The organism is Spirosoma koreense, from assembly GCF_054777875.1.
Genome location: NZ_BAAHAC010000004.1, coordinates 1 through 13,277, shown reverse-complemented (window position 1 = coordinate 13,277; position 13,277 = coordinate 1). Strand labels below are relative to the sequence as shown.

The 13,277-nt window shown below is 48.9% G+C and carries 7 protein-coding genes; 1 reads left to right on the top strand and 6 read right to left on the bottom strand.

All coding sequences use genetic code 11. The annotated features are described in order from the left end of the window. Nucleotides 1-2,894 (bottom strand): SusC/RagA family TonB-linked outer membrane protein (locus tag ACYVC2_RS05735; protein ID WP_461101349.1); only part of this gene is annotated, 2,894 nt, incomplete at its 3' end. A 322-nt stretch (nt 2,895-3,216) separates the two neighbouring features. Further along, nucleotides 3,217-4,221, bottom strand: coding sequence for a FecR family protein (locus ACYVC2_RS05730; RefSeq protein WP_461101348.1), 1,005 nt, complete (start codon nt 4,219-4,221; stop codon nt 3,217-3,219). Nucleotides 4,222-4,570: 349 nt separating this feature from the next. On the opposite strand from ACYVC2_RS05730, the gene ACYVC2_RS05725 reads away from it, so the two are divergent. Next, nucleotides 4,571-5,260: an RNA polymerase sigma factor gene (locus tag ACYVC2_RS05725; protein ID WP_461101347.1), complete on the top strand. Its 690-nt coding sequence runs from the start codon at nt 4,571-4,573 to the stop codon at nt 5,258-5,260. Nucleotides 5,261-5,314: 54 nt separating this feature from the next. On the opposite strand, the gene ACYVC2_RS05720 is transcribed toward ACYVC2_RS05725, so the two are convergent. The 4 genes from ACYVC2_RS05720 to ACYVC2_RS05705 form a co-directional block, all read right to left on the bottom strand. Further along, nucleotides 5,315-8,770, bottom strand: a complete 3,456-nt coding sequence (locus ACYVC2_RS05720; protein WP_461101346.1) for a ThuA domain-containing protein — start codon at nt 8,768-8,770, stop codon at nt 5,315-5,317. Nucleotides 8,771-8,792: 22 nt separating this feature from the next. Beyond that, nucleotides 8,793-9,563 carry a ThuA domain-containing protein gene (locus tag ACYVC2_RS05715; RefSeq protein ID WP_461101345.1) on the bottom strand — a complete coding sequence of 257 codons (771 nt, stop codon included), beginning with the start codon at nt 9,561-9,563 and terminating at the stop codon, nt 8,793-8,795. Nucleotides 9,564-9,593: 30 nt separating this feature from the next. Further along, nucleotides 9,594-11,270 carry a carboxylesterase/lipase family protein gene (locus ACYVC2_RS05710; protein ID WP_461101344.1) on the bottom strand — a complete coding sequence of 559 codons (1,677 nt, stop codon included), beginning with the start codon at nt 11,268-11,270 and terminating at the stop codon, nt 9,594-9,596. A gap of 62 nt (nt 11,271-11,332) precedes the next feature. Then, nucleotides 11,333-13,072 carry a RagB/SusD family nutrient uptake outer membrane protein gene (locus ACYVC2_RS05705; protein WP_461101343.1) on the bottom strand — a complete coding sequence of 580 codons (1,740 nt, stop codon included), beginning with the start codon at nt 13,070-13,072 and terminating at the stop codon, nt 11,333-11,335. Nucleotides 13,073-13,277: the final 205 nt, after the last annotated feature.

Sequence of the window (13,277 nt, the reverse complement as noted above, 5' to 3'; positions counted from 1 at the left end):
CTGAGCGTAATACTGCCGGTGAACTTGGGGATGGGCGATCCCAAGTAAGTGCGGTCATTGTCGGAGATCTTGCCGTCCCCATCCAGATCGGCAAACCGGAAGCGACCCGGAGCCGCTCCGATTTGCGTTGGAGCGGCTGCTACTTCTTCCCTGGAGTTGAACAGTCCAACAACTTTATAACCATAGAAGGATGATAAGGCATGACCGGCTTCGTTGCGGACGACGGGACCGCCAATGCGAGTCCCGCCACCCGTGAAATAGGGCACCTGGGGTGCAATGGACTGAATCTGATTGGCGAGCAATCCACCGATACCCGTTACTTCATAACTCAGTTCAGAAGAAATTTTCCCGCGAGTTGTAATCAAGAGATCGAGGCCCTGATTGCGCATGCTTGCCACGTTGACAAAGGGAGCAGCCGCTCGTATACCGACTACAGAAGGTAAGACTAATTGATACAACAAATCTTTAGTGTCCTTCCGCCAGAAGTCGAGAACTACTTCCAGTTTATTAGTGAAGAAAGACCCATCCAGCCCGATGTTAGAAGTAACAGAGGTTTCCCACTTAGCATCTGGATTTCCAATCTGTGAATTAAAAAAGCCGGTATTGATAGTGCTGTTTGTTGCCCCTAAATCATACCCATTTGCTGCGTTGGACGAGTAGAGATCGAACTGGTTAGTTGACGAAAGATAGTTCGAGTTACCCATCTGACCATACCCACCCCGAATCTTCAGCTCAGACACCCAGGGCAGATTCTTCATGAACTCTTCCGAGGAAATACGCCAGGCAGCTGAGAAAGCAGGGAACACGCCATAGCGATAGGAAGGACCAAACTGAGAAGAACCATCGCGCCGAATGACAGCCGTTGCAATGTATTTATCGTTGGCCATGTAATTAAACTGAGCAAATAACGAGTGAAAATTATTGCCCAGATTATAAGAGCTATTCACCTGTCGAGTGGCTCCCGATGTCGTCGTCGACAGGGTGACGTAGTTCGGATCCGTCGTAAAGGGATTAATACCCGAACCCGTAATGCTACGCCCGGCTCCGGTATTCAGCGATTCAATGCCGGCAAGCGCTGAAATATCGTGTTTACCAAATATTTGCTTGTAGCTGGCGGTATTGGTAAAAGTCCAGGCCAGCCCATAGGAAGTGCCTTCGGCGTAGGTAAAATTGGCGATGTTCTCCGAGTTTTCGTAGGTAGCCCGCGTGTAAGCGTTGTTGTAATTCGTATAGTAGTTACCACCCAAGCTTGATCGTAGGGTCAAACCGCGGAGTATATCATATTCCAGATGGGCATTGCCAAAGCCAAAGAGGCTGTAATTAAGATTGTTAGCAGCTGCCTGGCGGCTTGCCACTGGGTTACGGGGATTACTAAATCCAGGGGCTGCCGTACCTGCGTAGCCACCGAACGCATCAAAGACCGGAATAATGGGCGCCATCCGCAAGGCAGTCAGGATGTCATTTTCGTCCGAGGCAACACTCGAATTGTTGTTCGTTGCATTGCCTAACACATTGCCCACACTGCCCAGTAAACCCGTTGCCGATATATAGGCTAGCTGGATATTTTCGCCAAAGCGTAATTTTTTAATTAGGTCAAATTCCGTATTCGCCCGGAAGATATAGCGAGAGAAATTATTATTAATGACAATCCCCGCCTGCTGCTGCATCCCCAAACTGAGATAAAACCGACTAGTCTGGCTTCCACCCGAGAATCCCAGCGTATGGCGAGTTAGCGGGGCTACATGGGTAATGGCTCTATACCAGTCGGTGCCCTGTTTGTTGGCAGGAATAACCAGATAGAGCGGGCCATTCGTTGGGTTCGTGTTATATCGGCTGGCTTCGGTCGTTCGATTAACCGATGAAGCTGCCACCCCGGCTCGATCACCGACGAGCAGATAATCAGGCAGAACAGGCATTTGACCTGAACCATACTGCCCATTCGCAATACCGACAAAGCTGTTGGGTTCAATCGTGCCCCCCGATTGAAAAATATCATTTCTGCGAACCTGCCAGGTCCAGTCAGCCTGCTCTTGTGGGGTAAGAACAGCAGGCCCTTTACCGGGGTCTGTTAGTCCGTAAAGAGCATCATAAGAGACCGATAATTTTTGTGCGTTCCGTTGTCCTTTTCGGGTGGTCAAGACAATGACGCCAGCCGCTGCGCGAGCCCCGTAGATCGAAGCGGATGCCGCATCTTTCAACACCGTAGTCGTTTCGATATCAGCTGGATTGATGAATTGAATGGTTTGTGTTGGCACACCGTCGACCACGTAAAGGGGCTGATTACCACCAAAAGAACCAAACCCACGAATTCGAATTTGCGACGACGTACCCGGCTGTCCGTTGGTGATGACCGTAACGCCCGCTGCCTTCCCCTGAAGCTGTTGCTCGACGTTAGAAGAAGGCATTACCTGAAGTTGAGCCGATTTGACGGTAGACACTGCTCCCGAGACATCCCGTCGGTTCTCCGTCGAGTAGCCGGTTACGACAACTTCATTTAATAGCTTCGTATCCTCAACCAGTTTTATGACGACCGTTCGTTCGCCAAAAAAATAAACGCTCTCGGAAATGTATCCTATAGACGAGATGAGCAGTCTGCCCGGTTGAGCAGGAACCGATAAGTTAAACTGCCCATTAGCAGTCGTTGTGGTTCCCGTCGTTGTATTCTTGAGCAGCACTGTCACACCAGGAAGTGCTTCGCCCGTTAGCGCAGTGATGGTCCCGGTTATCTGCCACGTTTGTGGTTTAGCGGCTGTGGTCGCCGTTTTATTGGTTGGAGCAGACGCCGTCTGATCTACCAACGGAACGATAGTTTCAGCTGATCCTTCCTGATAAAGAATGTAAATGAATTTGCTCCGCTTGAAAGTTATATGATATGGAGCCAGCAACTTTTTCAAGACTCGGTCAACGTTCGAACCCGAGAGTTTATCGACATCGATGGTAGCTGTTTTATTCAGTAAAAGATCCGTTTCATAATTAAAAATAACATGATAGCGCTTCGCTAATTCATTCAGGACTTGGATTAGTGAAGGTGACCTGGTGATATTGGTTTCTGACGGCGGAGAAGTAGCTGGAAGTTGCCCCGACATTCGCTGCTGGCACCACGAAGTAACAGGTATGCTGATGGCGAAACCACACAATAGGAGAGCAGTCAATAGTTGCTTTCTATACATATTGGCCTTGGGGCTATCGTCTGGTAACCTTTCGATACCGCTGTACTCAATCGACCAGATAGCCTCCTTTTACCGGTTTCGCATGGACGTTGTAGATCGTTTGAAGCTGATTATAAAAGTTAGCAACTGAGTCGGTAGGAACGGTTCCCGTAAATCGCTTTTGAAGCAATTCAGACCGTTTGACGGTCGTATGAACGCCGTAGCCATCTTCCAACTGTTGAAAGATTGACGCCAATGTTTGCCCGTTGAAAATCAGCATGCTGTGCAGCCAGGCGGTATATTGGTCTGTATCAACCTGTTCTTTTACGATCTCGTTTGACATTGCTAATAGAGTTGCTTTTTCACCAGGGACCATTACCGTTTTTTGGGAAGTTCCATCCAGTTGCACTTTACCTTCCTGCAAAACGATCTCTACATTCCCTCGGCGATCATTTACGTTAAAGACGGTCCCTAGGACATTAATGTGCAATCGATTCGTCTTTACCGTAAATTTCGCCAGCCCTGTTGATTGCTGCTGTTTTTTTACCCGAAACAGCGCTTCGCCCGTCAATTGAACCTCTCGGTCACGCCAGCTCCACCCTCGATAATACCTCAGCTGTGAGTTGCCGTTCATCGTAACAACGGAGCTATCGGGCAAAACAACCGTTCGCCTTTGTCCATACGCCGTTGCATACGAAACGGGTTGCTGATACCACCAGGCACTCACCCCGGCAAGGATGAGTACGGTAACGACTGCGGCTACTGAATACCACCGGCGCCAGAGCGGAGTCACAATTGTTTCCTCAGATCGTTCAACATGGGTGAAAGGGGTAATTTTTTGCTGAATGTGCTGCCAGTTTTCCGCCAACTCATCCTCGGAAAAAACATCCGGTTGCGACGATAACGCTCTGATCATTAGGACGGCTTCATCCACTTCAGGCCGCTTATAGGGATGCTGCTGCAACCATTGTCGCCAAAACGAATCGGACGCTTCAGTCGGATGGTTGACCCATTCGATAAAGGCGTCATCAGCTATGAAATCGTGACTGGAAAAAAGCTCGTACGAGCGCATACTATATTGGGCGTAGATTCTATGTATAAAGTGCAGAAAGTACAAAAATCTTCCCTTTATCAAGAATAAATTCTGCCGAAATGGCCTCTTTTATCAATAGGAGCCATTGCAGGCAAGTTCAGATCCAGCCATTAGCGAAAGTAGACCGTATTGGAATTCTTCATAAAACACAGTTATTGTCAGTAAACATAATTCAACATGCGGATAAAGATATGCTAAATCCTTGAAATAATTGTGCAATTATTCCGTACTTTAGTGCAACTAAAATCGGCATATAATAGCGTGGGATTAACAACGTTTTTAACCGTATTTCTTGCCTTGGCCCCGATTCAGTTGTTGCATTGTAGATATGGATCAAGACGACTTCCAGCCATCCTCTTCTCCGAAAAATCCCATCAATGATGCTGGTGAATCAACTAACACGCCCGAAGGACAGTTTGGAAATGGGCAATTGACGGAGGAACAACGGCAATGGGATCAGCTGCGGCAGCAGCAGGCGAATTCGCTGGCCTGGTTTTATCAGCAATATGGCCGGATGCTACACAACTATGGCTACCGACTTGTCGAAGATAGAGAGCTGGTCAAAGATACCGTTCAGGATTTGTTTGTGCAGCTCTGGCAAAATGCGCCGAAGTTACCGGCTATAAGCTCTGCGAAAGCTTATTTACTGGTGGCCATGCGCCGGGAAATTCTTCGCCGGATCACGCAGCAGCGACAATTCACCGAGTTGACAAATGATGAGGACGAAGCTGATCCATCGATTGAAGTACAAATCATTGAAAAACAACGCGATGAACAGATTTCCGAGAACCTGATGCATGTTGTTAATCAGCTTCCAGCCCGCCAGCGTGAGATTATTTTTCTAAAGTATTACAGCGCTTTATCCACCGAAGAAATCGCAACAGTCATGCAGTTGACGACGCCATCAGTATATAAACTCATCTACAAAGCGCTGGATCGACTCAAACAATTGTGTTCAGGCTGGGGCGAGGCAATCTGGGCGTTTATCATCCTGACGTTCGCAGGATTGTTCCGATAGGTTTTTAGAAAATAGCTGATGCTATTGTAAGCAAAATAGCATCAGCTATCTTGGCTACTCATCAAACGTAATGCTCGTTAATTTGAGAATTTCGTCGTTGGGTTTCGTACGTTTAATCGCGAAGAAATAAACATCATGCCGACCTGAGATAGGTCTGGTCAGTTGTCCGCTTCGTTTCTTTAAGGTGTCCCAATTGTCGGTTGGCCCGTAGGTGGTCCGGCTCACAATCGGCCCGGCCTGCGAATCAATCCGTACCTCAATCTCGCCCGTCTGATTAGCCGCTGCATATTCGTAGGTAAAGCCTTTGATATGCGTCAAATCAACCCCCTTCAGAAGAATGTAGGATTTGTGTGCGCCAGCCGACAGATTATCCCGAAACCGGGCGAAACCGACGTGGGCATCGGCATAAGCCGTTTTAACGGTAGCGTTTCGCAGCATCACCACATCAGTACCCGTCAGTGATCCAACCTGATTTCCCCCTTTGTCCTTATAAGATGCAATGAGGGTGTACTGTCCTTTAAAATCATCGTTCGGGTGATCCTTTAGACTTAATGTTCCCTGCATGGGTAGGACTGACATCGTCTTTTTGGGGTCAGTCAGCGAATAAATGTAGCGGACCATTTCCTGAGCATCCTGCGTAGCGAGCTGCGGGTGTGCGCTCATCACATGATCACTGCTCCAATTCCCTCCCCCACCATTAATGATTTTCGTTGCCAGTTTCTCCAAGGCACCAGCCTGCCCTTTGTAACGCTGCGCGATGGCCAGTAGCGACGGACCAACGGAGACTTTATCAACCGTATGGCACGCTTTGCAATCGCTATTATCCATCAATGTTTTTCCTAAAGGAGTCGGTTCCTGGAGCGCAACTAATGGTGATTTTAGGGAGGAGTTTTCCTGTGTACTGGGTTGAGGATTGTAGCTATAGAAGACCTTAACCTGCTTTGTGTTAACCTTGGCATCTTCCCGATCCTTCACCTTCACTACATAAGGAAACGATTTCCCCGCCCAGAAGAACGACTTATTGGCTGGACTTGTAATCGTAACCGATGGTTTTGTATTACCGACGTATACCATGACGGTATCCCGACCAAGTAGACCCGCTTTGTCTTTCACCTGGAGAATAGCCTTGTAAGTACCTGGCTTTCTATAGATGTACGTTGCCCCTGGGGTTATCGCGCCAACCGTTTTGCCATCGAACAGCCATTGGTAGCTAATCGCATCATCATCATCTAGGTCGCGGCTACCCCGACTGGAAAAGGATACGCGCAGGGGAGCCTGCCCGTCGGCTTCACGCAGCATCGGAAAATTTCGGCGTTCGGAGGTTAAAAATACCGATTTATCAATGCGGGCTTCCACAACCGAATCGGTAATACTAGCCAGTGCAACAGGCGCACGATTGCCTATGTTGTATTCAATTTTTACCAGTCGCGCATCGTCATTATCAGCCCCATAGACTGACCCGTATTCCAGCATATACATCACGCCATCGGGCCCAAACGCCAGATCAATCGGTCGACGGAAATCACCATTAGCCGCCATGAAGGGTTCACTCCGCAGGTAATTCTCTTTATCGTCGAACCGCAGGGCCATCACCCAGTTGCGCATCCAGTCGAAAACAAACAACGCTCCATCGTAAAAGTCCGGGAATTTGTTGGGCGAGCTGGCGTTTCTGTTGAATTCATAAAACGCGCCAACCATGGCGCTACGCCCGCCGAGTCCTAGTTCCGGAAATTCCTCCGACGCAGCATAGGGATACCAGATCATGGCAGGCTGAGCAGGTGGTAATTTATTCAGTCCCGTATTGTTTGGGGAGTTGTTGATCGGTGCTGTGGGATCGAATTTGGAACCAGCCGTATTGGTCGCAAAATCCCAGTGTGCATACGCTGCGTTATTGCCCATGAAATACGGCCAGCCGAAATTCCCCGCTTTCCGGGCCTGATTGAACTCGTCGTAGCCGCGCGGTCCCTGAAGGCCGTCTTTACCCGCATCGGGACCAATTTCCCCCCAATACAACACAGACGTTTTTGGATTGACCGCAATTCGGTACGGGTTTCGGCAACCCATGATGTAAATCTCAGGTAACGTTTTCGGCGTGCCCTTTGGAAATAAATTCCCAGCTGGAATGGTGTATGTACCATCTGATTCTGGGTGAATTCGAAGAATTTTCCCCTTGAAATCAGCTGTGTTTCCGGCCGAACGCTGTGAGTCAAGGCTATAATGATCTTTACCCGGTCGTTCGTCCATTGGCGAATACCCATTAGAAGGAAATGGACTGGAACTGTCGCCCGTAGATAAATACAGATTGCCATCTTTATCCCAGGCCAGTGATCCACCGTGGTGTGATCCGCTGTTTTTCTGGACCGGCACTGTCAACATGATTTTCTCGGAAGCCAGATTCAGCGTGTTGTCAGTATTCAGCGTAAATCGCGAAAGCTGAAAGGCCAGATTATCTTCGGTCAATCCGGCAGGGGCATAATATAGATAGAGGTTACGATTCTGGGCAAACTTCGGGTCAAGCGCTATACCGATCAAGCCAGTGCCCCCCATATTAGTAATTGGTAGTTTATGGATCAAGGTCGATTTACCTGTTTTAGGATCATACATGGACAGATTCCCAAACAGTTCCGTAAAGAAAACGCGACCATCCGATGCTATAGCCAGCTCCATCGGCGAATTCAGGTCATTAACCAGAATCGTTTTCACAAACCGATTTTGCTCGGGTGTTACTTTGGCGTATGCTTTCCGATAGTCGAGCGGTTTATTATTCCCGATGGCGTATTTGATGCCGCCAAGCAGATGACTTAAAAATAAAGGCTCACTGAAGCTTTCAACTGTATGCCCACCACCCGTATAAAATGCCCGTCCACCGTCGAATTCGTGATACCAACTAATGGGATGGTGCGCCCCATTAGTCCCCCCTTCATAGGTGTTCTCATCCAGTTCGGCCAGCACGTTTATACCCGTATAGAATGAACGGTAATTGTACCATTCGTCGGTGCGTTCCCAACGGTCGGGTAGCATCGACGTAGCGGGAAGAGCTTTATTGATTACGTCGACCGTGGCTTTTCGAACATTTGGATTATGGGGATGACTGGTAAAAAAAGCGCCCATTAATTTGCCATACCAGGGCCAGTCATATTCCGTATCAGCCGCAGCATGAACGCCCACATACCCGCCACCCGCCTGTATATAGCGTTCAAAAGCAGCCTGTTGTTCCCCATTCAGTACGTTCCCCGTCGTACTCAGCCAGATGACGGCCGCATACTGTTTTAGGTTATCATCGGTAAATAAAGCTGAGTTGGTCGTAGTGTCTACCCCAAACCCATTGGCACTGCCAAGTTGCTGGACAGCCGCAATGCCAACTGGAATCGAGGTGTGATGCCAGCCTTTTGTTTTCGAAAATACCAGTACTTTGGGCGGGTTGGCCGCCTGTCGGATGGTCATACCCGAATAAAGGAGCATGGTCAGTCCAAGCAGACTGGCTGCGAAAAGCTTTAGAAAAAAAGACATTAGTCAGGTTGTAAGGTGAAAATCAAGGGATTTTCGGGGTTGTGACCTTGGCGTAGTTCAGGGGTTCGTTCTTCCCGATAGCGTACTGAATACCGCCCAAAATATGTTTTTGGAACAATGCATTGGCGTAAGCCGCATCCAGATGCCCCAACGCCGTGTAAAACGCCCGTCCCCCATCGAATGAATGTTTCCAGGCTAATGGATGGTACGTACCTTCGCTACCGCCCTGATAGGTACTTTCGTCAGCCGTCAGTAGCACATGGACATCGGTCATTCGCTTTTTAAAGTTATACCACTCATCTTTCCACGGCCACCGCTTCGGCAGATGGCGCGTCGACGGGTCTTTCTGATCAACCACCTGTACGACCCCGTCAACCGGATCGGGGGGATGATTGACAAACACTGCGCCCGTGAGTTGTCCAAACCAATCCCAGTCTTTTTCCGATGCAGAAGCGGAGTGAATACCGACGTAGCCGCCACCGGCCTGAATATATCGTTTGAACTCGGATTCCTGGGTTGGATTCAGCACATCCCCTGTGGTACTCAGCCAGATTACGGCCGCGTATTTTTTTAGGGTGTTTTCCGTGAAAAAGGCCGCGTTTTTGGTCGTATCGACATCGAATCCGTTTTCCTGACCAAGCTTTGTTATGGCGGCAATACCGGCCGGAATGGATTCGTGATAGTACCGCAGGGTTTTGCTAAAAATCAGCACTCGCGGTTTGGTCGACTGTGCCTTGCTTATACTGGATAGGCAAAGCAGGAAAAGTATAAAAAGGTTAATCAATTTAGTCATAGTCGTTCAGGTTGATGGATCGATAGGAAGCTACACGCCACGCTTGTAAAAAACCTGCTCCAGAGCTTTTCGGGCCTCGCCGTCAGGATCATTGCGGACTTCGGGTTTCTTATCGAAAATCATGGTTTCACCCTTTTCGATGGTAAAGGCTGGCCAGTTCGGTAATCCCTTGTGATTCGGGTTGCCCGTTCGGAAAAAACTTAACCAGGCCTGACTCATCTGATTGCCTAGCGCTCTTGCTTCGTCACCACCGCCGGTCATGGTTTCGCAACGGTCGGTATTGGCAAACACAAACGGAATTTCAGCGCAATGGAACGCCCTAGGTCGTCCATCGAGCACGGGCGTTTGCCACGAAAACAGGTATAAATAAACCGGAGCGCCCCCTTGGGCGGCTTTACGTTCCGCCTGTAAGTAAGCCATCGGATTGTACGGGGCGATGTAAGACAGAATTTCAACCGGCTTCGCTTTAAGATGTACCTTGCGCAATACCTGATAAATTGATTCACTTTTGTCGGCAAACCGTTCGGTTAGTTTTTGCTTCAGGCCAGCCTCGTCAAGGGCTTCATTCGGAGCGTTGTTAATACTGGCTGATGCTTCGTTGCGATTCGTGCCGATAATCATCGGAATGTTCGCCGAATACGCCGGAACCGTTGGCTCGAAGGGATGCGCCGGTATGATCGTACCGTCAACGACCGGTTGCCAACCAGACCGGCCAACGCCAGCGGGGAAATTAGTGCCTAGTTTTTTCTCGGCGGCAAGTCCCGCTTCGGTCAAGCGAGGAAACGAAATTTTATGGATATCAGCGAGATTAGCCTTCGATAATTTTAGTTCGGTCAGCACGAGTCCTGCCAGTTGACTGGCGTAGTCATGCGTTGCGACCTGAACCGTCGAACTGCTTTCCGAAATTCCTTTATGAAACAATCCTTTCGCCGATGGCATTGCCATCAATGTGGTTACTTTGGCCGCTCCGCCCGATTGGCCTGAGATCGTTATATTACCCGAGTCACCGCCAAACTGAGCGATGTTGTCGCGAACCCATTCCAGGGCTAATACCAGATCAAGCATGCCCACATTTCCCGACTGTACATATTGACTGCCGTAATCCGATAGATCCAGAAAGCCATAAACATTTAGTCGGTGATTGACCGAAACGACTACGATATCCCCCATTCGGCTCAAATTTTCGCCATCGTAGGAAGGGTGCTCCTGACTAGAACCGGAAAAGAAAGCCCCACCATGTAACCAAAATAAGACAGGCCTTTTTTTACCATCATTCACTGCTGGCGTCCAGACGTTCAATCGTAAACAATCTTCACTTTGATACCCATCATTCCACTGGTACAAAAATGCGTATTCTTCAGCATTCCACCCCGCATTCGGGCGTTGCGGACAAACCGGACCATAGACTAGCGAATTACGAACGCCGGTCCAGGGAGTTGGCTTTTTGGGCGGCATGAAGCGGGCTTCACCAGCAGTCGTTGCTCCATACGGTATGCCTTTGAAATTGACGATGCCGTTATGCGTATATCCACGAACGTTACCGGCGGTAGTTTCTACAACCGCGTTCGATTCGGCAGCTATTATCTTGTCTTTAGCATTCGAAGCCGTTGGCTTTGTCCTTTCTGCTATAGGAAGCGATGAATCAAAGCCAAGCGCTGTAGCACCCAGGCTCAACTTCTGAAGAAAATCTCTGCGGTTGTTTTTCATGTCCCAATACGAATAATGATTCTGACAGAATGGCCTATCCATTCTGTCAGAATAAGATCGAATTAATATCCTGGATTCTGCGTCAGAATACTTTTTCCCTGATAGTCAATCTGTGTTTGGGGAATTGGAACGTACTCATCGCGCCCGGCCGTAAACTTGCCACCGCTGTAAGCAACGGGCAGTTTGGCTTTTTCATAATCCAGGAAGGCATTCAGCACGGTCTGCGCCGTACCCCAGCGAACGAGGTCAAAGAAGCGGTGCCCTTCACCTGATAATTCAAGCTTGCGTTCAAATTGAACAGCGACACGAGCAACTTCTTTCGTAGTGAAAGTTGAAGCTGGATAAGTATTGATCACATAATTGGCGGCAGCCGCACCCGATGCGTTTTTCACCCAGACCGCCTGATTGGCAGCTCGTGTACGAACCAGGTTCACGTAAGTCCGGGCGGTTTCTAAACTACCCACTTCGACTTCGCATTCAGCCGCCATCAACAGCACATCGGCAAAGCGGATAACGTTGTAGTTTATAGCCGAGTAGGTATCGGTTGATGCCGTCGCATCCGATAGCGTTTTCGACTGTGATTTGTAGTGAATAAATTTTTTAGGCGAATAAGGACCGGCAAAACTCTGATCCCGGATCCAGGAATAGCCAGGGTGAACGCCCCAATCCAGATAGGGAATTCCCCTACGTCCGACCGACCAGTCAAGACGCGGGTCAACCGGCCCGGTGTCGGGGATAAATGCCTGATCAGAGAAAATACCCTGATCCGTTTTCAGTTGATTGGTACCCGAGTTGTAGGATCCATCGAGTAGTGGCAAGCCATTTGCATTGACACGGAATGAGTTAGCCAATTCAAAACTAGGTGGGAAATAGCCGCAGCAGCCGCCTGGTGCACTCGACCCATAAGGATAGTTCAATCCCAGATCGGTGTTGGCATTGTCCGTACTTCCCGTGTTGGCAGCCGCCTGAATCGCAAAGATGGACTCCGAGTTTGTTTCCGTTGCGGCATTGAAAATATCCGGATAGTTAGGGACCAGGGCATATTTGATGCCACCTGGCGTTTTTCCATTGGTAATAACCTGATCAAACAGCGCTTTGGCATCAGCGTATTTTTTCTGGTATAAATACGTCTTGGCCAGGTAAGCCGTAGCCGCCCATTTATTCGCTCGGCCCACCAATGTCTGAGTTTCAGGCAGATTATCCATCGCATATTTAAAATCAGCTTCGATCTTAGGCCAGATATCCACATTGTTAGGGACTTTGTCAATACCATTGCCGTAAGTTAGGGTTTCATCGATAAACGGAGCCATGTTGAAAACACGCTTTAAATCGAAATAGTAATGGCCTCGCAAAAACCGAGCTTCCGCCGAAATCCGTTGTTTATCAGCAGCCGTTACATCAGTGGTAGCTGAAGGCAACATGCGCAGCACGACGTTCGCACGACTAATGCCTTCGTACATGGCGCTCCACTTCTGGCCGATATCAAATAAACTAGGATACAGTTGATAGGTCATCCAAGGGACCAGATCACCATAGTCACCGGAGTTAGAACCCTTATTGGCATCGCCACCCGAAATACTACCTCGTAGCCAGTTATCAGTACTGGTCACGCGCCGGAATCCCCGACCATTCATCTCAGCATAGGCCGATACTAAAAGCCCTTCCAAGCCTGCCTTTGAGGTTAACTGGGCAGCCGACAATTGCCCGGTAGCCGGTACTTCCAGGAATTTTTCTTTACAGGAAAAGGTCGATAGCGAAAGCAGTGCCGTTGCTATCAGGATTGTATGAGAATGTGTTTTCATGAATGAATCTCTTTGTCTAAAATTGGACAGCCTATTGTATCTACTAGGTCAGTTTTGGCGGGTGATGTTAGAAGCCAAAGCTTAAGCCCACGTTATAGCCGCGGGTTACGGGATAGTTTCCAACATCCACCCCAAACACTGAATCAGCTGAACCACCTACCGCCGGATCAAGCCCACTGTATTTAGTGATGGTGAATAAGTTGGT